The organism is Coleofasciculus sp. E2-BRE-01, from assembly GCF_040221695.1.
Lineage (GTDB): Bacteria > Cyanobacteriota > Cyanobacteriia > Cyanobacteriales > Coleofasciculaceae > Coleofasciculus.
Map to the genome: position 1 here is coordinate 1 of NZ_JAVKEA010000193.1, position 20,302 is coordinate 20,302.

Sequence of the window (20,302 nt, forward strand, 5' to 3'; positions counted from 1 at the left end):
GCCCAACAGCGTTCTATCGGATTGTACTTGCTGTGGTAGGGAGGATAGTAAATCAGGCGAATTTTTACATCAATCTCTTGGGAAAGTTCAACCATTCGTTTGATAAATTGGGTGCGGTCACTGCGAGTTGCCACACCGCCAGATCGCTCCCCGAGTCTAGCAAACCTAAGAGCGATCGCGCCAATGTCCCATTAAATGGGATGTAATTTCTATGTTATCAATACATACCACAAAAACACTCACCTTTGAAGCCTCAAAACTAAATTACAAATCCTCCACCCGTCACCCCCTGGCACGATTCGTCACTGTCGAGACAGTCGCCTTGCTGTTTAACCGCTCCCCCGACGAGATTTATCGCATTGAGTGCTGGCAGCATATCGTTTATGTTCACGGTAAAGGGTTGAGCCGATTCGTCAGCTATGCCGACTTTCCGCCAATCCTAGAAGCTGAACCTCCCACGCCTCAAGACATGGTGCGTTGGCGCAAGCGCTGGAAGTCTCGAATTGCTCCAGAGTTTTGGACAATATTCTATAGATATCAGTTCAACCGAGCCAAGAGTGAGTCGCAATTGCTAGCGTGGGGAGAATTTGTTGCTCTGGTGAAAGGATTGTTATCAACAGCCGCCTTAGAACACCTGCGCCAAGCCTACCAGCTAGAACAATATTGGTGGCGTCACTTTTGACAAAACACTGAATCTGGCTTAACTAGAGGAAAACCAGACCATTGAATATGAACACTCAACTCGTTGAATCTCTAATCCAAGTTATCCTATCTCTCTCGAAAGAGGAGCGTCATTTACTTGAGCAAAAGCTGTTTTTTGAATCATCAAGTCCTTCAACGGGTGACTTAATGCAAATGGCTCAAAAGGGTGGCTCGTTCAACTTCCTGTACGATGAACCCGATTTGTATACTCTTGAAGATGGGGAAGCAATCTAATGTCTGTCAAAAAAGGAGATATTGTTTTAGTTCCCTTCCCTTTCACAGATTTGAGTACAACAAAACTGCGTCCGGCTGTAGTGTTATGGGTAGATTCTACAGGTGATGACATAACCCTCTGTTTTATTTCATCTCAAAATCTAACCCGTCTCAGTCCAGATGAATTTGTTCTAGATACTTCAGATCCCGAATTTTCCAATACTGGACTAAAGGTTGCTTCTAAAGTGAGGGTGACACGAATCGTTACTCTTGAACGTCGGTTGATTACACGACGTATCGGTAAGTTAGGCGTCAATCAAATTCAGCAATTGAACTCACTTATGCTTCAAGCCTTTCAACTCTTGTAATTGAGTTTTAATGTGAATGGTACTGAAATTTTGGTTGGTAGTCGCCTTGCTGTTTAACCGCTCTCCTGACGAGATTTATCGCATTGAATGCTGGCAACATATCGTTTACGTTCACGGTAAAGGGTTGAGCCGATTCATCAGCTATGCCGACTTTCCACCCATCCTGGAAGCCGAACCCCCTACCCCTCAAGACATGGTGCGTTGGCGCAAGCGATGGAAGTCTGTAATTGCCCCAGAGTTTTGGACAATATTCTATAGATATCAGTTCAACCGAGCCAAGAGTGAGTCGCAATTGCTAGCGTGGGGAGAATTTGTTGCTCTGGTGAAAGGATTGCTCTCAACAGTCGCCTTAGAACACCTGCGCCAAGCCTACCAGCTAGAACAATACTGGTGGCGTCACTTTTGATGGCTGAATCTGGCTCAACTCAGGAGAACAAGACGATGACAGATCAACGTGCGATCGCAAGATATGATTATGATAAGGATAGTTGCCCATCTTGAGCTAAAACTCCTATGACCCTCAAACAGCTTGAAGCTGAAGTCCTCGCTCTGCCTAAAGACTCTCTAGTTGCATTGCTGGCGCGACTTCTGGAACATTTGAGTCAACTCAGTGAAATTGACAAAGATGTTGAACGTGTTTGGACTCAAGAAGCTGAAGCACGCGATCGCGAAATAGACGATGGTCAAGTCACTGGTATTCCGGCTGAGGACGTGTTTCAACAGATTCGTGCGTCCTGGCAATGAAAACGGTTATATTTCATCCACTGGCAAGTCGGGAGTTAACCGAAGCCATAGCCTATTACGAAGCGCAACAACCGGGACTTGGCTTGGAGTATTTAGAAGACGTCGAAAATACAGTTAATCTCCTCAGAATTTATCCAGAAGCGGGTTCAAGAGTTCGAGGTTCTATTCGTCGTCTCATCCTGCCCAAATTTCCTTACTTTCTACTCTATCGCCTCCTTGAAAACAACCAAATTCGGATTTTGGCATTAGCACATCACAAGCGCAGACCCCAGTATTGGAGAAATCGTAAGTAGTTAATAACGTGTGTTTTAATTACATGGTTAGCTTGGCAAGAAACGTCAGGAATGCCAATGGGACAAGCCTACCAGCTAGAACAATAGACGATGACCGATCAAGGTGCGATCGCTCGTCATCACCCAGCTATGACCACAGTGACGATTAGCCTCTAAGATAAGAAATAATCACTGCTCCTTTAGCTAAAAGTTTATGTTACGAGATCTCACTATACAAAACTATCGCTGCTTCAAGAACTTTCATATCGATGGGTTAGCACAGGTTAATTTACTCGTGGGTATGAATAATATTGGCAAAACCACTTTCTTGGAAGCTATATATTTAATAACTAATCATGGCAATCCAATTTATCTATTTGGCGTTATGGTCAACCGTGGAGAAGTAAACCGTGGAGACTTAAATACTTCGCCAAATAGCGGTTTATTGAAAAAAAATTATAAATACCCAATATATCGTTTATTTCATGACAACCAGACTACTGAAGAAAAAAAGATTATTATTCAATCTAGTTCAACTAAAAAAATAATTATTCAAGTTACTGAGGTAGATAATGCACAATATTCACTTAATCTGAATATTGACAATCTGAATATTGACGAAAGTGAATTAGATTTAGAGACAGAATTAAGTCGTAAATACCTTGAAATTTTATACGGCAGTAAAACATCTAATAGTTTTCCTATTTCAAATGATGGTTTTTTGAGTAAAAACTTTTACAAAAAATCTCTGCTGCATTTACCAAATTCAAGTTCTGAAAGTATATGGGTTACAAATGAATTAACAGAAGTTAGAGATTTAGCTCGTCTTTGGGATAAAATTATTCTTACTCCTAAAGAAGATAAAGTAATAGAAGCTCTGAGAACATTAGAGCCAAACATACAACGTCTTAGTTTTACTAGCAACCCAAATTATTACAGTGATATTTTGCTTAAAGTTGAAGGTAAAACAGAGCCGCTTCCTTTAAGTAGCATGGGCGAAGGAATGGGACGAATACTCAACCTAGCGATGGCAGCCGTGACAGTTGAAAATGGTTTTTTACTCGTCGATGAGATCGAGACAGGTCTATATTATGAGTCTCAAACAGATATGTGGCGCTTGATGTTAGACATAGCACAGCAGTTAAACATACAAATTTTTGCGACAACTCATAGTTGGGACTGTATCTGTGCGTTTCAAGAAGCTTTGGATGAATTAGATGATCCATCAGTAGGCAAATTATTTCGATTGAGTCGTAAGGGTGAAGAGATACGTCCGGTTGAATACGATTCTGAAAAATTGGGTGTTGCTGTGCGTCAAAGTATTGAGGTTCGCTGATGCCAAAAAAACCAAAACCTCATCAGCTATTGGTTGAAGGAAAAAATGATCGCCATGTGATTTGGGCTTTGTGTAATCAATATCAGTTGCCAGAAACATTTTCTGTAGAAGTAGCGGAAGAAAAAGGAACAGAGGGAATAGAAGCACTTTTAGCTGGATTACCAGCTAGAATTGATGAACCCAAATTACAAACATTAGGAATTGTCGTTGATGCGGATCAAGACTTACTGGCACGATGGCAAGCTGTACGAAATCGACTTATGGAGAGTGGATATCAGACGATTCCGACAGTACCTCCCCCAGATGGCGGGGTGTATACACAACCAGACAAACCCAAAATAGGTGTTTGGTTAATGCCTGATAATCAACTTCCTGGAATGTTGGAAGATTTTGTTGCCCATTTAATTCCCTCTGATGATAGTTTGCGTCCAAAAGCCGAGGCGATTGTGCAAGAGATTGAACAGTTTAACTTGAATCGTTACACGCCAATCCATCATCCCAAAGCCTTAATTCATACGTGGTTAGCTTGGCAAGAAACACCAGGAATGCCAATGGGACAAGCCATTACCGCACAGGTACTGAATTATAATGCTGAAATCGCAAACAAGTTTGTTGAATGGTTAAAACGTCTATTTGAGTTAGCGGATACTTCAAAATAAATGTGGCAAATAAAGCGTTAATGAGGAATGAAAAATATCACGCATTTTTGACATTTTATTCTGTCTCTTCTTCGGATTCATCTCTGACTTGGAAATACCAGTAGAGGTTGGCAACGGCTAAGTTTGAGGCTTTTTCCAGGTTTGCCGGAACTAAGGTTTTGTAACCCGCGATCGCAGCTTGTTGAGTGATGTATGTTTCCCACTCTTGACGTAACTTAGGTTTGATCATAAATTGCAGTTGGTCAAGCAAGGATTTGGGATGAGATTTTTGCTTGAAGTTCTCATAGAGTATTTGTTCGGGGGGTTCTGCTAAGACGTTTGGATCTGCACTGGCGTCTGGGGTAGCTGTGGCGTCTGAGTTGCTGAAGTCGGCACTTTGAAGCAGTTTGACTTCCGATGCAGGAAGCGAGCGCATCCAATCGACCTGATTTTGCCAAGACTCTAGTACGAGTAAATCATGGTGATGAATTCGGGTGAGTTCAGGGAAGAGAAAATCTAACTCGTCTTCGGTTTCACAGCGTTCAATGACAGTGAGGGCATCTTGACGGATTTTATCCTGGAGATGAGAGAGGCGATCGCTCACGGCTGCTAACTCATTTTGCTGTTGATAGGAGAGTGCGATCGTCTGATCAATTGCCCAAGCACATTCGTGTCTTCGCAGTTGTCCGGCGGCACAGGTTTCTGATAATAGGCGAGGATTGTTATAATCACCTAATGCTTCTGATAATGTCTGCCGTGCATTGGCTAAGTCAGCGTTTCTGATACTTGTATCTTGGCAGGACATAGCAGTTTTCATCAGCCTGGTTGCTTCTAGAAACCGTCCATAAGCCTGAATTAAGACTAAACGATGCTGTTCAAATTTAATATCCTGGGCAACTTCGTCAATGTGTTGGATTATTTCTGTCCCTTGGTCTTTTAGAGCTTTTTTGAGGTCAATAAAGCCGTCTCTAACATCAAGCTTTAGTTGTTTTACGTCTTGCCTCAGCTTCAAAGTCTGCCACAGGTTCACGGCTGACAGTGCCACCGTCGCTACAGTTCCCACACCAATCACGGCTGTCGTGGCTTGCAGAACTCCTAAACTAGCTTGGACAGCTTGAAATCCTCGGTGCATTTGATACATCTGTCCTGCACTCATTGCCATCTGGGGAACAGCAACTAGCGGATTCAGTACAGCACCACTATTATTGAGGAGACCGACTGCATGACCAACAAAATGACCTGTTGCTGCATCTCTAGCTAAACCTATGGGTACTCCTGCGGATGTAAAGACTTGGGCGTACTTGCCAGCAGCAAGACCAGCCTGAATTGCGGAAGGGAATTGAAACAGCATCGTTCTGCCTGAGTGGAAGTTCTTTTCTTAGAGCTTAACCTGTCGTATTAAGAAAAATCACTATGTTTATCGAAACTTTAAACACTTGGAGAGAAAACTAGGCAATACTAGAGTTAAACCGATTCGCTCACAAAGATTATGGATACAGCGCTAGTTAGTCCGGAGGCTGTTGCTCTATTGTCGCGGATTACTGGGCAAAAGCTCAGTCAACGGCAACTCACTCCTCCCGTAATCTTCTTGGCAGCTTTGGTAACGGTTCTGCTGGGAGTGATGTTTGCCGATGGTACAGTTACTGATGAAGAGAAGCAACAGCTACAGGCGATCCTTGACAATTTAACTCCTTCAGGAAGCAAACTGCGTAAATTGGCACAACTCCTACTCAAGGGAGTTAAACAGCATCAGGTTTATACAAAATTAGATCAGTTGACGACACTGACAATCCCGCTTTCAGAAGCAGAAAAGCTATTAGTCATTAGCTTTGGCTATAAAATGTTAGCCAATACTAGAGGTATAAACTCTCGTGAAACAAGCTACTTGGAATCTCTCACCAACCAGCTAGGGGTTAATTCTAAATATTTAGCCGTTCTTGAAGCTGGATTCAATTGCGAAGCTAGCTAAACAGGAAATTTTGGAAAAACTAGGTGAGTGCAGTGGGCTTTATGTCAAAATATGCAATCTAGATGATAAACTCAAAAATCAGACGATCGAGCAGGCAAAAACATCTTGGCAAGAATGGTTAGATAAGCTGAAAGAGGATTTAAAAGAGGAGTGGTTTTCTGATGTTAGTCTTGAGGAGCAAAAGGTTGAAGATAAAAATAAGCTAGCTCGAGACTATGCTAAGGAGTTTAGTCAAGACCTGATGGCTGAGGTGGATAACTGGTTTAATGACTTGATCAAGCTAAACATCCAATGTATTGATCAAGATTTAGAAATAATTTTAGAAAATCTAATTTCATTTAATCAGGAGATAACGCCTGACTTTGGTACTCATGTCATAAATGAGATTGAAGAAGTTAAGAAAAACTTATATAGCACTACCGAAGATTTTCACGATTACTTTGGAGGGGATGAATCAGAATCTGATTTATTAGGGTGGATAGTTGATGGAACTGGCTTTATTGTAGGAGCGGTGACCAGTGGAATTGCAGGAGTATTTAAATTTGGTGGTCGAGGAAATGATGCGCCCCAGCCTTCAATCAAACAAAAAATTTTTGAGAAAGGTTGGGAAAAATTTGTTCAATCCCAAGATGAAATTTTAAATAAAATCCAAGAGATTATTGTTTTAGTTATCGATAAAAAAATCCAATCAGCCACTGATATTGCTGAACAAGCCGTATCATACTATGAAGAATTTCTAGAGCGGCAAGGCAGATACCAGGAAGAAACAGAACAACAGCGTAATGCAGAGAAAGCTTGGATATCCCAACAGCGTCAAGAATTGGAAAAAGTGCAGAAGAATATCGAGGTAGTTTTATCAATGCCGTCTTCTTGAAGAAAAAAGTGAGTCGCAATTGCTAGCGTGGGGACAATTTGTTGCTCTGGTAAAAGGACTGCTCTCAACAGCAGACTTACAACACCTGCGCCAAGCCTACCAGTTAGAACAATATTGGTGGCATCACTTTTGAGAAAACACTGAATCGGGCTTAACTAGAGTAGAATAAGACCATTGAATATGAACACTAAACTCGTTGATTCTCTAATCCAAGTCATCCTCTCTCTCTCGAAATAAGAGCGTCATTTACTTGAGGAAAAGCTGTTTTTTGAATCATCAAGTCCTTCAACGGGTGACTTAATGCCAATGGCTCAAAAGGGTGGCTCGTTCAACTTCCTGTACGATGAACCCGATCTGTATACTCAAGGGTGATGGGGAACCCATATAATGTCTGTCAAAAAAGGAGATGTTGTTTGAGGACTGCTATTATTGTTAACACCATTTATTGAGCGTTGGCGATCAGCCATCATTATGAGCAAAGCCAGGATTCTTGACCCATCCGAGAGCTATACCTTCAGTAAATATGCCCAATTAGCCTACGATACGGCTGATATCTTAGCTGAATTCGGTGTTACCCTCAAAAATAGCTCACTCCAACTTCCACAGCAGTTACCAATCGATCCAGAACCCCTGAGAATAGAACTACAAGAAAATCTCACTTTGGTAGATCCTGTTTCCGAGATGGCTAGACGTGAAGCACTGATCTTTCCGATTCTCAAGACAATTTGTAAGTTTATCCAAGTACCACTCAAAATTGAATATCCTGTGCAAGTAAGCAATTGGCTCAAAGGCAGTTTTAATTATTTCATTCCTACTCCACAAAAATTATTAGTGATTGAAGCGAAAAATGCTGATTTAGCCAGAGGTTTTACTCAGTTGGCGGTAGAATTAATCGCCCTCGATCAATGGACGGATTCAACTGTTCCGATTCTCTATGGCTCGGTGACAACAGGAGACACCTGGAAATTTGGTATTTTTCAGCGTCAAGAAAAAATAGTTCACAAAGATATCAACACATACGCCATTCCTAGCGATCTGGATTTGGTGCTTTCTACTCTGTTTGGTATAAGTTTAAGTTAGGTGCATATAATATAGGTTTTTGTGCCAACACCTAACAGCTAGGATAGACTCTCAACACAACCGGACATGTGGTAATGTGCCTTTGCTAGCTGGCTATTTGCCTGTCAGCGCCAAATCCTAAGTTGATCAGCCACCCTATCTTTTGGTTGGTGGCACGCCTGGAATTTTGAGGCGGATACGGTAAAGGCTATTACTGGTAGTAATGTAGAGAGATTTGTAATCGTCATCACCCCAGGCTAGATTGGTAGCAAGTTCAGGAACTTCAATCCTGCCTAATAGATTGCCTGAGGGTGAGAAAATCCATACGCCCCCTGGTCCGGTACTGTAAATATTCCCCTCTTGGTCTACCTTCATGCCATCGGGTACACCCTTTGTACTGGGGTCTTTTAATTCGGCAAATAGCTGCCCATTTTCCAAAGTACCATCGGTTTTCACATCGAAGACACGAATGTGACCTTTTTCCGAATCATTCACATATAGTTTCTCCTCATCTGGTGAAAGGGCAATGCCATTCGGACCCACAAAATCTTTCACTAACAACGTCAGTTCCCCATCCGGTGTCAACCGATAGACACCATAGAATCCCAGTTCCTCTTGCTCAGATTTAATGCCATAGGGGGGGTCAGTAAAGTAGATACTTCCATCCGATTTGACTACGAGATCATTGGGACTGTTGAGTCGCTTTCCCTGGAACTGATTTACCAGCGTAACAATTGTGCCGTCTTTTTCAGTACGAGATATACGATGATTACTATGTTCAGCACTGACTAAACGCCCTTCCCAGTCTAGAGTATTACCATTGGCATTGCCCGAAGGACGACGAAATATCTCTGGTTTTTGATTCGGTGTCCATTGATAGATAGTATTAGCCGGAATATCACTAAAGAGTAAGAAGCCGTTTGGATGCCAAATGGGTCCCTCTGTAAACCGAAAGTCTCCCGCTAGTTTTTCGACTTGGGTATTGTCATCTAGAATCGCTTCTAGACTATTTGGATTACCCTGATTACTCGATTGTGCTGTAGTTAGGCGGGAGTTTGTTCGAGACGTTGAACATCGAAACCCTAAATCGTTTCTGGCTTCAGTAACGCCGTTGCTGGGCGCAATGGTTAAAGCCGTAAAAACAAGACTGTATAGAGTAACTCGAACGGTTAGGTTTTTCATGTCAATGGCATTGATGAAGTCGGTAGACACAATTAAAGTTAACGGTTGAGATTAGGGAACACCTCGGCTTACCTGGACTTCGCTCGGTAACACGCTTGGTGTGTAACAAGATGATCACTAGACGAGTGATATCCTCCCACTCTATCGGGTAGAGGCGTGAGGCGTCTCGATAGATTAAGGGAATGAGCGCGATCGCTCTCCCTAAAATGATACAAAACTTAATTTTATCGTCACTTAATTGTCTCAAACTGCATTGTCGTAGACAATTAGGCGTGGTAAAGTTCAATGTGGTGTAAAAGTACAGTAAACCGACCAATTTACCGTAGATTAAATCGGTACAATATAAATCACGGAACTGGAAACAACCACAAGACTGGTAGGAAGACTGGGAGTTTAGGGAAATGGTAAGTGCGATCGCACAGAAAACTCAACTGGATCTAGAGGGGGTCAATCGACAACTCGTCGATGCCGATGCCACCTCAATGGTTAAATGGGCAGCCGAAACCTTTGGCGATGGTTTGGTGATGAGTACCAGCTTCGGCATCCAATCAGCGCTGATGCTGCACTTAGTCACTCGCATCGTGCCTGACATTTCCGTAATTTGGGTCGATACAGGGTATCTACCCCCAAAAACCTACAGATTTGCTGAACAGTTAACCGAACAATTAAATCTAAATCTACACGTCTATCAGTCGCCCATTAGTCCAGCCCGTATGGAAGCCCTCTATGGCAGACTCTGGACAAAAGATGATCCCGAAGCGCTAAATTTGTACGACTATATGCGTAAAGTCGAACCCATGCAACGGGCATTACGAGACTTAAAGGCAACAGCATGGCTAGCGGGATTGCGGGCGGAACAGACACATCACCGTCAGACGTTGCGTCCAATCGATATTCAGTCTGGGATTTACAAGGTATTACCTATTCTTAACTGGAGTAGCCAAGATGTCCATGAGTACATCACGGAACACAATCTGCCCTATCACCCCTTGCGTGAACTTGGCTATGCGACTGTAGGCGATTGGCACTCAAGCCGCCCAGTGACTACAGAAGATCAGCACGAACGCGATACCCGCTTCCGGGGAATTAAGCAAGAATGTGGCTTACATCTGCCAAAGACTCAAGGTGAAGCCCAGAGTCTCGATTCCAGTTCGCTGTAAGATAGCCGCTAGTACAAAAATTACGCAACACCTCTATCTGTAGGGTGCGTTAGCGTAGCGTAACGCACCATTGCCACAATATATGATGTACATGCGTAAGTCCTGCTGGATGCAACCGAAAAGTGAAACCCGCCCCTACACACTCTCCCACTCTCCCACTCAAAACTTACCTTCGTTACGCCACATACCGTGAAAAGAAAGATGGTAATTCCTTCCCAGAACAGTTTTCTGGGCGCAAGCCTTGCGCCCCTACAAAATTTATCCAATTAGGATTGCTATATAATGGCACAAGCTCAATTATTCTAAAAAGCCTTCTTGGATCAGAAACTCTCTAGCCACCTCAGCCGGTTCGCGCTTTTTGCCACTCACTTCATAATTCAGTCGTCGCATCGTTTCATTCGTTAACTTGGGTGCTAGCTGATTCAGCGCGTCTCGAATTCCGGGATGCTTGTCCAGTGTTTCTTGGCGCACCACTGGTGCAACTTGATAGGGCGGAAAAAAGTTTTGATTATCCTCTAATACAACCAAATTAAACGCACTGACTTCACCATCAGTACCAAATGCCACAGCGACATCGGCTTGACCTTCGCTTAAGGCTTGATATCTTAATCCTGGATCAGCCGGAATAAATTTTTCAAGCTGAAAATCCCCATAAACTTGTTTTAACCCCGGTAATCCATCCTCACGCACCTCAAATTCTGGTGGACCAATCAGAGTTAATTGACTTGCCTGATCAACCATATCGGAAATTGTTTTAATATTATAGTCTTTCGCCCCTTCTGGCGTCATTACCAAAGCTTGCGTGTTATTCATCGGTGCAGGTTCTAACCAAACCAGATTATATTTCTCCTGATAACTATCCGCCACGGTTTGATAAACCTGCTGCGAATCACTACTGACAGGACGATTTAACACAGTTAACAAAGCCGTCCCCGTATACTCTGGATATAAATCAATTTGACCACTTTCCAAACCCGCTTGCGCCACGGGTGTTCCGCCTAAATTTAGCTTCCGTTCGACATCAAAACCTTGATTTTCCAGTACCAAAGCATACATTTCCCCTAAAATAAATTGCTCAGTAAAATCTTTCGATCCGACCTTAATTGCACTCCCACCCCCCTGACACGCGATCGCGAACAGCATCGTCAACACAGCCAGTCCAATCAGCGTAACAGTTCGACGCATTCGGGGCATAAATCTACCAAGTCTCAACATTCTTGTATAGTACCAAGAAACAGATCAGTTTCCTACTAAGTGGCTGCTGATCCAAAACTGAGAGTGACACACCTCATCACTACTTTATAAAGTAAATATTACGAAAATACCCATATTTTTTTTTGTGGATTATGGCGGATATCTCATGGAAGGGTTCTTTCGGCTCAATGAGCGATTATCTAACCCACTCGGCAATATCTCAATGTTTTATGCTTAAATAGTCTTTTTCATCAATCAATCCTTCGTCAGGAATAAGTAGGTTAGTGGAAATAAACTTAACTAGATTAAGTTATGTAAATAAGCCTAAAACCCTTCCTGTTCCCTGTTCCCTGTGACACACCGAGCGAAGCCGAGGTGTTCCCTAATCTCCACCGCTAACTTTAATTGTGTCCACCTACTTAACAAATCAAGTCCATTCTTTTTAATTCCTCCTGTGGACATCTGGATCACGTCTAGTCCTAATGACCAATGACCGAGAAAGCTATACTGAATTTATAGTCATGCAGAACGCGATCGCGAATACTATGATTTGTCATAAAAATTGGATGCTAGCTTGTTTAAGCTCATGGATAACTCTAATTGGATTAGCAATTTCACAGCCAGCCCAAGCCGAGTCTTGGCTTGTCACAAATTTTAATAATGAAACTCAAGTTAAAGATTTGATAAAGTGTGGCTATGCCAAGGAACAAATTACGCTGAATGCTCCTGACAAAGAAGTCTTGAATCAATTAGACATTACACCAGGAAATAGGATTGAAGACTATGCCGCAACTCGTTGCCAAGGATACCGCCCGCCGATTCCGTTAATGGCGTTAATCCCTCAATCTACATTTGGCAAAACTCTCGATGAATATCCAACATTATATTTTTATATTCCGGACGTAAGTTTAAAAAATGTTAAAGCTGAGTTTAGTTTCTACGATCAAAACTTAAAAACTATCATTTATGAAAAAGAAATACCACTACAAGCGAGTGATAGCATTGTTGCCGTTGATCTAGCCAATGCTCCAAATTTACCCCCCTTAGAGGTGGGCAGACCCTATTTCTGGTATTTCAGTATCATTTTTGATCAGTATGACCGCAGTGACAGCACTTATGTCGCGGGGTGGATACAACGAGTTACGCCAACGTCCCGGATTAATCAGGAATTAGACAGAGCTACACCTGAGGCGAAGCCTGCTATCTATGCCAATCATGGGATTTGGTATGAAACTCTTGAAAGTCTAGCCCAGTTGCGTTGTTCCGATCAGGAGAATTCTACTTTAGCATCAAATTGGCAATCTGTATTGCAGCAAGTTGGATTATCCGACATTGCTAGAAAACCGTTGGCGCAATGTCAGTCAGACTTAATAGCCGAGCAGTTCTCAGAATCGACAGAATAACCTGAGTATAGGGGATCACAGGGAAATCATCGACTTTAGCGTTAAGCTAGGCTGGGATCAGTCGTGCCAGATTTATTACAACCAAGACTATGGCGTGGGTATTTTCAGGACAATTAAGGGTTGAGCGGATAACGGTTGCGATCGCGAATTTGCCACCGTCGTTGCAAGGAACCAAATTGGTACAGCTTAGCGATTTACATTATGATGGTTTTCGCCTGTCGGAAGCAATGCTGGCTGAGGCAATTCAAGTCAGTAATCAGGCTGAACCGGATTTAGTGCTGTTAACCGGGGACTACATCACCTATCAGCCAGAACCGATTCATCAACTGGTACGGCGATTAAAATACCTGGAAAGTCGTGCTGGAGTCTATGCGGTACTGGGAAACCACGACATTTATCACCACCAAGCTAAAACCACAGTCACGGAGGCGCTAACCCAGATTGGCGTGCGTGTTTTATGGAATGAAATTGTTTATCCTTTGGGGAAAGAATTAGCCTTAGTGGGATTGGCTGATTTTTGGTCGCGTGAGTTCAATCCCGCCCCGGTGATGAACCAAATCGATCCTCAAATACCCCGTATCGTCTTATCTCATAACCCAGACACGGCTGAACCCTTGCAGGAATGGCGCATTGATTTACAGCTATCGGGTCATACCCATGGGGGTCAAGTAGTAATTCCCGGATTTGGACCCATTGCGTTATTGCTACCGATTCTGCGGCGATATGTCCCTCGACCCCTGCACAAATGGATTCCCTTCCTGAGAGAATGTTATCGAGTGGTCGATCATTGGGAATGGGGTCAAGGAATGCATCAGATTGGTGCAAATCGTATGTATGTGAATCGGGGTTTAGGAACTTACGCACCTGGACGCCTATTTTGTCCGCCAGAAGTTACCATTATTACGTTGGCAAGGGCAAAGGGCACAGGAAACAGGGAACAGGGAATGGGCAAACCAGTATCACTAGAAACAGGTAACTAATATGTTGGGGTTCATCCGCTCAGATTTGGCTCAATTTACGGCGTACACTCCTCATCCAGGGGGAGATTCGGGTAAACCAATCACATCCGTCGATCGCGTGGATGCAAATGAAAGTCCTGATGATTTGCCTATTGAGTTAAAAGAAAAGCTGACATGGACATATCAACAGGAGATTGAGGCGAACCGCTATCCCGATGGTTCTCATCAAGCCCTAAAAGATGCGATCGCGAATTATGTGACGGAATCAGCTGATCTAGAAACAGCCGTAACCTCTAGCCAAATCTCAGTGGGTAATGGTTCGGATGAACTGATTCGTTCTCTATTAATTGCCACCTGTTTACGGGGAGAAGGGTCAATTCTCATCGCCAATCCCACGTTTTCCATGTACGGGATTCTGGCGCAAACCCTGGGTATTCCTGTGGTAACAGTTGAGCGGTGTCCGGATAACTTTGAGATTAACCTAGATGAAGCCCAACGAGCGATCGCCCAATCTGAACATCCCCCTATCCGTGTCGTTTTCGTGGTTCACCCCAACTCTCCGACGGGAAATGCACTCACACCGGCTGAACTCAAATGGTTGCGAAGTTTACCCGATAATATATTGGTGGTGATTGATGAGGCATACTTTGAATTTAGCCAAACCTCTGTCGTTAAAGAATTATCCCAACATCCCAACTGGACAATTCTGCGAACCTTTTCCAAAGCCTTTCGCTTAGCCGCCCATCGGGTAGGGTACTGTATCGCCCACCCAGAATTAATTGCCGCATTAGAAAAAATGCGCTTACCTTATAATTTACCCAGCTTTTCCCAAGCCGCCGCCCTTGTCGCCCTGATTCACCGCGATCAACTCTTAGCCGCGATTCCCCAAATTATTGCCGAACGCGATAAATTATTAGCTACATTATCAGAGCATCCCGGCTTACAGGTTTGGTCAAGTGCTGCCAATTTCATTTATATTCGCCCTCGCCAACTGGAACAAAATACCCTAAGCCAGATTGTTCAACAAATGAAAGCCCAAGGTACTGTAATCCGAAATACAGGTGGCGGATTACGCATTACTGTGGGTTCTCAACAAGAGAATCAGCGCACCTTACAGCGATTGCAAACAGTTCTGCTCCATTGACTTAGTTTTTTATTCTTTAGGCGATTGGATAAGTATTAATACTGCTCGAAAAGATCTGGGTATTAATACTTGATTGACATTCCTTTGAATAATAAACTATACTGACTCCATCAAGACAAAGGGAATACAGCTCAGCTAAATCATCTTACAAAATTTATATTCTGCACAATGATCAGCCAAGCTTTTTAATAATCTAAAAGTCTTGGGTTGACTCAAGATTATTAACTAACTTGCTTTAAATCAGCCATATATGCCTGTGCAAAGTATCACTTGATGCAAATGATCGATGCAGCTAAGGCTATTCTCACCCATCCTATCCTGAGGTTGAAAAGCTTTGGGAGCTTGACTGCAAGTGTGATTTTTTCAGACTAACAGCAGAGTGAGAGTGAGGATACACAAATGATTGACAAAGTAGCCAACAGTTTTGGGGCTAAGATTAACCTACAGATTCCCCAGTCGAATCAAAACCAAACATTTTTGGTCAAATCGGCTTATTCCAAAGTCAATCTTCCCGCTCTCATCTCCTCCCAGGGAGGGCAAATTTTAATTGATGGCAGAGTATGGGTAATTGCCCAACTTATGTTCCATCAGGCTATGGAATTACGCAAGCTTCGTGAAATTGCTTTCGTTGGAGGTATCACCTTAGATCCTCAGCGTTTTACCGCCTTTTCACAGCCTTTAGAAAACTCGCAGGGTTCATCTTATAACTAAGGTCAAACTAACATTCTAGTTTTAGAAGAGGAATAAATCATGCCCAGCGTTGGACAAGAACTTCTCGATGTGCCACTTCCCGAAATGGTAGCCAAGCTAGCAATGGGTATTGCCACCGCCCAAGCTGCCTTAGACGAGAATTCGGTTAACACGGCACAGTTACTGGCAGAAACAGAAGTTCCGGTTGTGTTCGGTGTTAGTCAGATTATTGCTGAGGATGGCACAGTCAGCTTTACCCAATCACCTCCTATCGATGTCTCACTTTTACAAATTGGTCTATTGCCGACATTTTACCAGTTTTCTGAAGCCACTATTGAGGTTTCAATGGACATTAAAACGACAACCAGTCGGCAGACTAATGTTAACGTATCCGCCAAGGCAAAAGTTGGCTTTGCCTTATGGAGTTCATCGGTAAGAGTTGATGTCTCTCATAACCGCAAATTTGGCAAGGAAGTGCAGGGGACAAGTCGCTTGTTTACTCGCCTCGCTCCCGTCCCCCCACCTGAAAGGATTGCACCTATATTGACAGTGGTAGATAATCGTCCTGATGGAGGTGCATAATGGCATTCGATCTCACACCCAAAGATCCAAATGAGCCAATTCAAGAACTGGCGGGTGCGTCATTAGCGGAAGTCCTTACTCAACTTGCAGAAGCAATTGCCGAAGGACAGGCGAGGCTTGATCTATCATCCGCCCAAGTTGTTCAGGAGTTAGCACAAACTCAAGTTGATATTGTCCCCAGTATTCGGCAGATTATCCGAGAAGATGGGACGGTAGAATTTCAACAAGCTGAACCTGTCAGGGTGAGCTTACTCGATTTGGGCATATTGCCGACGTTCCTTGCCTTTTCTGAAGCAACAGCAGAGGTAGCCATGGATCTGAAAGTGGTGGAGAATGTCACTCAATCTGGCAATACCAACAAACGCAAGTCTCTGTTTGCGGCGACTCAATCCCTAAGAACAGAACGACGTTTGAATCGGGACGTTAGCGTACACACAAAATTGACGGCTAAATTAGTGCCAGTACCCGTACCCGCTCGTTTACAACCGATAATCACCGTGGAAGATCAACGCGAGGGAGGGGGTGTCTGATGGCGAACGATAAGATGCGTATTGATGCCTTTCTTAGTGAGTTTGGCAAGTCGATGATCCAAGCTCAAGCTCAGATCAATGCTGAGGTACTGGAGCATCCTGTTGGTTTTGAAGGGTTACAAACAGGTATCGCCATCAGCGAGACGGAGATTGACTTAAAAATGGTCTTCGATGAAGACAGTTCTGGAGTTAATATTCGACCTGTGAGTGCGGGAGAGGCAAGACTAGCGGATCTTAATCCTGGTGTTCTATCTGGGTTACGCGCTCGCTTGGTGGCAGTCCCTAATGAGGAAATCCGTCCACCCGTGCGGAAACCGTCAGACATTCGCGAGCAGGTTCTTTCTCGTCCCGATATAACTCGCTTGCAGGACGTCTTTGGCGAACTGGAAGTCGAACCCACCTACGTCGGTGCGGCACGACGGTGGATTGTAGATGTGAAGGAACCCAGAGGTCAAACCCTTCGCAGTATCCAGATTTCCGATAGTGAATAGTCATTAGCTCAGTTGAGCAATGTACAAATCCCCAGAATGGGGGTACAATTATAAGCTTTGGTGTTTTGTTCCTACTTAGAGTTTGTACCCCCATTCTTCCATTGAACAGTATATTAACATAAATTGAGAGTAGTACAAAAGTATGGTTGAAGCACTAACGATCAAGGAGGCTCAACAGCAAATCGAAGGGTTAATCAAAGAGAATCGGCTATCCAGTGAAACCATCGAAGCTCTTGAGAAAGAGATTAATCTACTCAAACAGAAAACCCAAGAGGCGGTTCAAGCTCAGCAAAAAGCCGAGACAGAAATAAAGGTAGCTCAGGAACAAATACAGGAGCTACAGCCTCAAGTTGCTCAGTTAAAAGAACTTAATACTCAGCTTCAATCTCAAGTTCAACGTTTGTCTGCACAGGTAAAAGAAACTCCACTACAACCCCTGACTCCAGAGGAAGGTTCCGCTCTGCTTGACCGAACGTTCCAAGCCTTCCGTGGCATAAAAAATTTGAGAGTGGTAGACGCTGACATCACCCTCAAGCTAGCGACTGGCAAACTCGGAGATCAGTCTGTTTTAATGTTTCCACAACCGGGTTCTGTTGATTCTTCAACTCTCCATGAAATAAAATTTAAGCTCCGTAGTGACGATTCACTAAGTCAACCCTGAGCTTGATATATAGCAAAAGGCTCCAGGGCATAAGATTTATTACTGGTAGGTTGTTGTTTGGGTCATTAAACCTGTCCTAACCTTATATGCCGACAGCTATAGCAGTAAACACATAGCTGAGGACAAACCAACTGTGATAGAGACGTTCCGGCGGAACGTCTCTACGAAATTCTTATCTCAAAGGACAGGTCATTTGCTCGGATTCTTTCTCAAGCTGACGCACTAAGTCTTGATCTCCTTTTGCCCTCGCAACGTCTAAGCGACGTTCCAAAGACTGACAGATATTTTCCAGATGAGTAATGCTGGTTTGTTGGAAGGCTTTTTGGCGCGAATTCTTCAGAAACCAAGAACGAGTTCCAACCATCGTCATCGGTGTCTCGACCGGGGTAGACTTAACAACACGGGGTTCACCTGGGTGATATCCAGCACCCCGCCACTTCAAATCATGGGTAGGTGGGGGTTCAGGAATATGTCTGAGATAATGAAATCGCCAATTTTGACCCCGATAGGTGCCGCCAATCTCACCTTCGCTTATGTCTAATGTGGATGGTGTTTCATCGTAATGAACACCCCGATAACAACGTTTCATCTGCCTTGTCTCCCTTAAGTCTTTAAAAAAAATGATTTGAATTGAGTGATGTCTAGACTCTAAGCGTCTTAGCTGCGCCGATAAGTGACACCCCGATAGGTTAGTTCCGTTGACCCTTGGCGTCCAACTGACCCTGGGCGTCTCCGGTGCAGCTTCGGCTTGTGAATTTTCCAAGTGTGACCCCGGTATGTGCCACCAGTCTCACCTTCGGTTACGTCTGCCATTAATGGCTCTGAATTGTAGTTGACTCCTCGATAATGAAGTTTCATGGTTCATGCCTCCGATTGATTTCCACCACCAGCGAATCTTGGCTTGGGGGAAATGGGCTTCTTGCTCTAATTGGACTGAAAATGCATCTGACTTGGGATAGATCCCTGAATTCAGATAGCTTTATCAAAATATTTCTGTATATATTTTTACATTTTTAAGCCAAAACTGTCAATTATCCAGAAATGATCACATAAAAGTGGTGATTTCCCACCAATTTCAGTACCGAGGCGATGAGGGAGTAGGGGGAGCGGGGGGAACAGGGGAAGCAGGGGGAGCTGGGGGAGCTGGGGGAGCAGGGGGAGCTTGCTTAAGGCTGTACCTCATCAACCTGAAATCTGCTGTATGACAAATGACGAATGACAAATGACAAATGACAAATCACCATAAAATACCGCCAGTCTCCACAAAACTGGCGGTGTCAATTCTCAGATATTCAGTTCAACTGAGGACAGCAATCTATCCTACATCGCAGAACCAACGCCTGCGTAGGCACCATAGAAGAAAAGACCAACAACGACTAGAACACCTGTTCCAGCAATTGTGGCGACAACCCACAACGGAATTTTTCCACTTCCAGACACGGCTAATACCTCCTAGTTCAAGCTAACGAATGATTGAGTTGAGTTAATTAAAGAAATAACTGGAAAAGAGAATGCCCAAAACAAAAACCAACAATAGACCGAGAAACAGAGAGGTCCGGTTCAGTTCAACTGGCTGGTTATTCGGATTGGGAGAACGTTCTGGCATGGATTTTATCTCCTATCGTTGAACAAATTGCATGGCGGCGATCGCGCCGAGGAAAAAGACGGTGGGAACCGCCAGCGTATGAACCGCTAGCCATCTAACGGTAAAAATTGGATAGGAAACGGGTTGATTGGGAGTATTAGTCATGATCTTTTACAGAAATCTCCAAACTTTACTTTACTTTTTGGTAAATTGATCGATTTGCTTTTTCGCCTCGTAGCGATCGCTCACAATCGGAACTTCCTGCTGCGGTTGCGTGAAATACTCGTTTGGACGGGGTGTGCCAAACACATCATACGCTAGACTTGTGCTGACAAATAGCCAACCCGCAATAAACAGAGCCGGAATTGTGATGCTGTGAATGACCCAATAACGAATGCTGGTAACAATATCGCCGAATGGACGCTCACCAGTAGTTCCTGACATAAATGCTTCCTCCTTCTCAGTAACAGTTATAATTCACTCGACCTTACTATTTTAAAACATCGAGCTGGCTTTATAGCCATGATCAAGCCGAGATAACAGTCA

General features: G+C 43.6%; 30 protein-coding genes and 1 pseudogene. 21 read left to right on the forward strand and 10 right to left on the reverse strand.

Annotated elements, in window-relative coordinates:
* Positions 1-137, reverse strand: a pseudogene (locus RIG66_RS24210) (ISAzo13-like element transposase-related protein); the annotation flags it as partial.
* Between the two features lie 74 nt (positions 138-211).
* On the opposite strand from RIG66_RS24210, the gene RIG66_RS24215 reads away from it, so the two are divergent.
* The 8 genes from RIG66_RS24215 (at position 212) to RIG66_RS24250 (ending at position 4,294) form a co-directional block, all read left to right on the forward strand.
* Positions 212-682, forward strand: coding sequence for a hypothetical protein (locus RIG66_RS24215; RefSeq protein ID WP_446381254.1), 471 nt, complete (start codon positions 212-214; stop codon positions 680-682).
* Between the two features lie 47 nt (positions 683-729).
* Positions 730-936, forward strand: coding sequence for a hypothetical protein (locus RIG66_RS24220; RefSeq protein ID WP_446381255.1), 207 nt, complete (start codon positions 730-732; stop codon positions 934-936).
* Complete coding sequence (locus tag RIG66_RS24225) at positions 936-1,283, forward strand: type II toxin-antitoxin system PemK/MazF family toxin (protein WP_446381256.1); 348 nt, start codon at positions 936-938, stop codon at positions 1,281-1,283. The genes RIG66_RS24220 and RIG66_RS24225 overlap by 1 nt, the downstream gene beginning before the upstream one ends.
* 16 nt (positions 1,284-1,299) lie before the next feature.
* Entirely contained in the window at positions 1,300-1,689 is a 390-nt protein-coding gene (locus RIG66_RS24230; RefSeq protein ID WP_446381257.1) for a hypothetical protein, read from the forward strand.
* 107 nt (positions 1,690-1,796) lie between these two features.
* The gene (locus RIG66_RS24235) at positions 1,797-2,027 is read left to right on the forward strand and encodes an addiction module protein (protein ID WP_446381258.1); all 231 of its coding nucleotides are present in this window, start codon (positions 1,797-1,799) and stop codon (positions 2,025-2,027) included.
* Entirely contained in the window at positions 2,024-2,320 is a 297-nt protein-coding gene (locus tag RIG66_RS24240; protein ID WP_446381259.1) for a type II toxin-antitoxin system RelE/ParE family toxin, read from the forward strand. The genes RIG66_RS24235 and RIG66_RS24240 overlap by 4 nt, the downstream gene beginning before the upstream one ends.
* Before the next feature lie 193 nt (positions 2,321-2,513).
* Positions 2,514-3,635, forward strand: a complete 1,122-nt coding sequence (locus RIG66_RS24245; protein ID WP_446381260.1) for an AAA family ATPase — start codon at positions 2,514-2,516, stop codon at positions 3,633-3,635.
* The gene (locus RIG66_RS24250; RefSeq protein ID WP_446381261.1) at positions 3,635-4,294 is read left to right on the forward strand and encodes a DUF3226 domain-containing protein; all 660 of its coding nucleotides are present in this window, start codon (positions 3,635-3,637) and stop codon (positions 4,292-4,294) included. The genes RIG66_RS24245 and RIG66_RS24250 overlap by 1 nt, the downstream gene beginning before the upstream one ends.
* 55 nt (positions 4,295-4,349) lie before the next feature.
* Here RIG66_RS24250 and RIG66_RS24255 read toward each other — a convergent pair whose 3' ends face one another.
* Positions 4,350-5,624 carry a hypothetical protein gene (locus tag RIG66_RS24255; protein WP_446381262.1) on the reverse strand — a complete coding sequence of 425 codons (1,275 nt, stop codon included), beginning with the start codon at positions 5,622-5,624 and terminating at the stop codon, positions 4,350-4,352.
* Between the two features lie 138 nt (positions 5,625-5,762).
* Here RIG66_RS24255 and RIG66_RS24260 point away from each other — a divergent pair, with 138 nt between their 5' ends.
* The 3 genes from RIG66_RS24260 to RIG66_RS24270 all read left to right on the forward strand — a co-directional run bounded on the left by RIG66_RS24260 (position 5,763) and on the right by RIG66_RS24270 (position 8,196).
* A complete protein-coding gene (locus RIG66_RS24260; RefSeq protein WP_446381263.1) occupies positions 5,763-6,242 on the forward strand; it encodes a TerB family tellurite resistance protein in 480 nt (159 codons plus the stop codon).
* Positions 6,211-7,116 carry a hypothetical protein gene (locus RIG66_RS24265; RefSeq protein ID WP_446381264.1) on the forward strand — a complete coding sequence of 302 codons (906 nt, stop codon included), beginning with the start codon at positions 6,211-6,213 and terminating at the stop codon, positions 7,114-7,116. The genes RIG66_RS24260 and RIG66_RS24265 overlap by 32 nt, the downstream gene beginning before the upstream one ends.
* Positions 7,117-7,545: 429 nt before the next feature.
* Positions 7,546-8,196: a hypothetical protein gene (locus RIG66_RS24270; protein WP_446381265.1), complete on the forward strand. Its 651-nt coding sequence runs from the start codon at positions 7,546-7,548 to the stop codon at positions 8,194-8,196.
* A 135-nt stretch (positions 8,197-8,331) separates the two neighbouring features.
* On the opposite strand, the gene RIG66_RS24275 is transcribed toward RIG66_RS24270, so the two are convergent.
* A complete protein-coding gene (locus tag RIG66_RS24275; RefSeq protein ID WP_446381282.1) occupies positions 8,332-9,357 on the reverse strand; it encodes an SMP-30/gluconolactonase/LRE family protein in 1,026 nt (341 codons plus the stop codon).
* 401 nt (positions 9,358-9,758) lie between these two features.
* On the opposite strand from RIG66_RS24275, the gene RIG66_RS24280 reads away from it, so the two are divergent.
* Entirely contained in the window at positions 9,759-10,517 is a 759-nt protein-coding gene (locus RIG66_RS24280) for a phosphoadenylyl-sulfate reductase (protein WP_446381266.1), read from the forward strand.
* 297 nt (positions 10,518-10,814) lie between these two features.
* On the opposite strand, the gene RIG66_RS24285 is transcribed toward RIG66_RS24280, so the two are convergent.
* Positions 10,815-11,711 (reverse strand): glycine betaine ABC transporter substrate-binding protein, encoded by an 897-nt coding sequence (locus tag RIG66_RS24285; RefSeq protein WP_446381267.1) that lies wholly within the window; start codon positions 11,709-11,711, stop codon positions 10,815-10,817.
* A gap of 482 nt (positions 11,712-12,193) precedes the next feature.
* On the opposite strand from RIG66_RS24285, the gene RIG66_RS24290 reads away from it, so the two are divergent.
* From RIG66_RS24290 to RIG66_RS24325, 8 genes are all read left to right on the forward strand, one after another.
* On the forward strand, positions 12,194-13,114 hold the full coding sequence (locus RIG66_RS24290) for a DUF928 domain-containing protein (RefSeq protein WP_446381268.1): 921 nt from the start codon (positions 12,194-12,196) through the stop codon (positions 13,112-13,114).
* 89 nt (positions 13,115-13,203) lie between these two features.
* The gene (locus RIG66_RS24295) at positions 13,204-14,094 is read left to right on the forward strand and encodes a metallophosphoesterase (RefSeq protein ID WP_446381269.1); all 891 of its coding nucleotides are present in this window, start codon (positions 13,204-13,206) and stop codon (positions 14,092-14,094) included.
* Between the two features lies 1 nt (position 14,095).
* Positions 14,096-15,217: a histidinol-phosphate transaminase gene (locus RIG66_RS24300; protein ID WP_446381270.1), complete on the forward strand. Its 1,122-nt coding sequence runs from the start codon at positions 14,096-14,098 to the stop codon at positions 15,215-15,217.
* A 399-nt stretch (positions 15,218-15,616) separates the two neighbouring features.
* Positions 15,617-15,928, forward strand: coding sequence for a hypothetical protein (locus RIG66_RS24305; RefSeq protein WP_446381271.1), 312 nt, complete (start codon positions 15,617-15,619; stop codon positions 15,926-15,928).
* 39 nt (positions 15,929-15,967) lie between these two features.
* On the forward strand, positions 15,968-16,489 hold the full coding sequence (locus tag RIG66_RS24310; protein ID WP_446347008.1) for a hypothetical protein: 522 nt from the start codon (positions 15,968-15,970) through the stop codon (positions 16,487-16,489).
* The gene (locus tag RIG66_RS24315) at positions 16,489-17,019 is read left to right on the forward strand and encodes a hypothetical protein (protein ID WP_446351698.1); all 531 of its coding nucleotides are present in this window, start codon (positions 16,489-16,491) and stop codon (positions 17,017-17,019) included. Before RIG66_RS24310 ends, RIG66_RS24315 begins: the two co-directional genes overlap by 1 nt.
* Positions 17,019-17,510, forward strand: coding sequence for a hypothetical protein (locus RIG66_RS24320; RefSeq protein WP_446381272.1), 492 nt, complete (start codon positions 17,019-17,021; stop codon positions 17,508-17,510). The genes RIG66_RS24315 and RIG66_RS24320 overlap by 1 nt, the downstream gene beginning before the upstream one ends.
* A gap of 142 nt (positions 17,511-17,652) precedes the next feature.
* Positions 17,653-18,171, forward strand: coding sequence for a hypothetical protein (locus tag RIG66_RS24325; RefSeq protein WP_446334994.1), 519 nt, complete (start codon positions 17,653-17,655; stop codon positions 18,169-18,171).
* Positions 18,172-18,343: 172 nt separating this feature from the next.
* Here the strand turns inward: RIG66_RS24325 and pirA are convergent, their stop codons facing one another.
* Together pirA and RIG66_RS24335 are read right to left on the reverse strand one after the other, a co-directional pair.
* Positions 18,344-18,760 (reverse strand): arginine synthesis PII-interacting regulator PirA, encoded by a 417-nt coding sequence (gene pirA / locus RIG66_RS24330; protein WP_446381273.1) that lies wholly within the window; start codon positions 18,758-18,760, stop codon positions 18,344-18,346.
* 68 nt (positions 18,761-18,828) lie between these two features.
* Positions 18,829-19,029, reverse strand: a complete 201-nt coding sequence (locus tag RIG66_RS24335) for a DUF4278 domain-containing protein (protein WP_446381274.1) — start codon at positions 19,027-19,029, stop codon at positions 18,829-18,831.
* A 200-nt stretch (positions 19,030-19,229) separates the two neighbouring features.
* On the opposite strand from RIG66_RS24335, the gene RIG66_RS24340 reads away from it, so the two are divergent.
* Entirely contained in the window at positions 19,230-19,376 is a 147-nt protein-coding gene (locus RIG66_RS24340) for a hypothetical protein (protein WP_446381275.1), read from the forward strand.
* A gap of 115 nt (positions 19,377-19,491) precedes the next feature.
* On the opposite strand, the gene RIG66_RS24345 is transcribed toward RIG66_RS24340, so the two are convergent.
* The 4 genes from RIG66_RS24345 to psbE are packed head-to-tail and all read right to left on the reverse strand — an operon-like array spanning position 19,492 to position 20,200.
* Entirely contained in the window at positions 19,492-19,611 is a 120-nt protein-coding gene (locus tag RIG66_RS24345) for a photosystem II reaction center protein J (RefSeq protein ID WP_006106138.1), read from the reverse strand.
* A gap of 43 nt (positions 19,612-19,654) precedes the next feature.
* Complete coding sequence (locus RIG66_RS24350) at positions 19,655-19,777, reverse strand: photosystem II reaction center protein L (protein ID WP_006106150.1); 123 nt, start codon at positions 19,775-19,777, stop codon at positions 19,655-19,657.
* 12 nt (positions 19,778-19,789) lie between these two features.
* Positions 19,790-19,921: a cytochrome b559 subunit beta gene (psbF, locus tag RIG66_RS24355; protein ID WP_006106146.1), complete on the reverse strand. Its 132-nt coding sequence runs from the start codon at positions 19,919-19,921 to the stop codon at positions 19,790-19,792.
* 30 nt (positions 19,922-19,951) lie between these two features.
* A complete protein-coding gene (psbE, locus tag RIG66_RS24360) occupies positions 19,952-20,200 on the reverse strand; it encodes a cytochrome b559 subunit alpha (RefSeq protein WP_446381276.1) in 249 nt (82 codons plus the stop codon).
* Between the last annotated feature and the right edge of the window lie 102 nt (positions 20,201-20,302).

What these genes read in the sequence shown, in the direction of transcription:
- RIG66_RS24315 (WP_446351698.1), top strand. Translation starts at nt 16,489, where the DNA reads ATGGCATTCGATCTCACACCCAAAGATCCAAATGAGCCAATTCAAGAA.
- RIG66_RS24260 (WP_446381263.1), top strand. Translation starts at nt 5,763, where the DNA reads ATGGATACAGCGCTAGTTAGTCCGGAGGCTGTTGCTCTATTGTCGCGG.
- RIG66_RS24300 (WP_446381270.1), top strand. Translation starts at nt 14,096, where the DNA reads ATGTTGGGGTTCATCCGCTCAGATTTGGCTCAATTTACGGCGTACACT.
- RIG66_RS24305 (WP_446381271.1), top strand. Translation starts at nt 15,617, where the DNA reads ATGATTGACAAAGTAGCCAACAGTTTTGGGGCTAAGATTAACCTACAG.
- RIG66_RS24235 (WP_446381258.1), top strand. Translation starts at nt 1,797, where the DNA reads ATGACCCTCAAACAGCTTGAAGCTGAAGTCCTCGCTCTGCCTAAAGAC.
- RIG66_RS24275 (WP_446381282.1), bottom strand. Translation starts at nt 9,357, where the DNA reads ATGAAAAACCTAACCGTTCGAGTTACTCTATACAGTCTTGTTTTTACG.
- RIG66_RS24250 (WP_446381261.1), top strand. Translation starts at nt 3,635, where the DNA reads ATGCCAAAAAAACCAAAACCTCATCAGCTATTGGTTGAAGGAAAAAAT.
- RIG66_RS24320 (WP_446381272.1), top strand. Translation starts at nt 17,019, where the DNA reads ATGGCGAACGATAAGATGCGTATTGATGCCTTTCTTAGTGAGTTTGGC.
- RIG66_RS24335 (WP_446381274.1), bottom strand. Translation starts at nt 19,029, where the DNA reads ATGAAACTTCATTATCGAGGAGTCAACTACAATTCAGAGCCATTAATG.
- pirA (WP_446381273.1), bottom strand. Translation starts at nt 18,760, where the DNA reads ATGAAACGTTGTTATCGGGGTGTTCATTACGATGAAACACCATCCACA.
- RIG66_RS24245 (WP_446381260.1), top strand. Translation starts at nt 2,514, where the DNA reads ATGTTACGAGATCTCACTATACAAAACTATCGCTGCTTCAAGAACTTT.
- RIG66_RS24285 (WP_446381267.1), bottom strand. Translation starts at nt 11,711, where the DNA reads ATGCCCCGAATGCGTCGAACTGTTACGCTGATTGGACTGGCTGTGTTG.
- RIG66_RS24240 (WP_446381259.1), top strand. Translation starts at nt 2,024, where the DNA reads ATGAAAACGGTTATATTTCATCCACTGGCAAGTCGGGAGTTAACCGAA.
- RIG66_RS24350 (WP_006106150.1), bottom strand. Translation starts at nt 19,777, where the DNA reads ATGCCAGAACGTTCTCCCAATCCGAATAACCAGCCAGTTGAACTGAAC.
- RIG66_RS24255 (WP_446381262.1), bottom strand. Translation starts at nt 5,624, where the DNA reads ATGCTGTTTCAATTCCCTTCCGCAATTCAGGCTGGTCTTGCTGCTGGC.
- psbF (WP_006106146.1), bottom strand. Translation starts at nt 19,921, where the DNA reads ATGACTAATACTCCCAATCAACCCGTTTCCTATCCAATTTTTACCGTT.
- RIG66_RS24310 (WP_446347008.1), top strand. Translation starts at nt 15,968, where the DNA reads ATGCCCAGCGTTGGACAAGAACTTCTCGATGTGCCACTTCCCGAAATG.
- RIG66_RS24295 (WP_446381269.1), top strand. Translation starts at nt 13,204, where the DNA reads ATGGCGTGGGTATTTTCAGGACAATTAAGGGTTGAGCGGATAACGGTT.
- RIG66_RS24220 (WP_446381255.1), top strand. Translation starts at nt 730, where the DNA reads ATGAACACTCAACTCGTTGAATCTCTAATCCAAGTTATCCTATCTCTC.
- RIG66_RS24230 (WP_446381257.1), top strand. Translation starts at nt 1,300, where the DNA reads ATGGTACTGAAATTTTGGTTGGTAGTCGCCTTGCTGTTTAACCGCTCT.
- RIG66_RS24325 (WP_446334994.1), top strand. Translation starts at nt 17,653, where the DNA reads ATGGTTGAAGCACTAACGATCAAGGAGGCTCAACAGCAAATCGAAGGG.
- RIG66_RS24290 (WP_446381268.1), top strand. Translation starts at nt 12,194, where the DNA reads ATGACCAATGACCGAGAAAGCTATACTGAATTTATAGTCATGCAGAAC.
- RIG66_RS24280 (WP_446381266.1), top strand. Translation starts at nt 9,759, where the DNA reads ATGGTAAGTGCGATCGCACAGAAAACTCAACTGGATCTAGAGGGGGTC.
- RIG66_RS24215 (WP_446381254.1), top strand. Translation starts at nt 212, where the DNA reads ATGTTATCAATACATACCACAAAAACACTCACCTTTGAAGCCTCAAAA.
- RIG66_RS24225 (WP_446381256.1), top strand. Translation starts at nt 936, where the DNA reads ATGTCTGTCAAAAAAGGAGATATTGTTTTAGTTCCCTTCCCTTTCACA.
- psbE (WP_446381276.1), bottom strand. Translation starts at nt 20,200, where the DNA reads ATGTCAGGAACTACTGGTGAGCGTCCATTCGGCGATATTGTTACCAGC.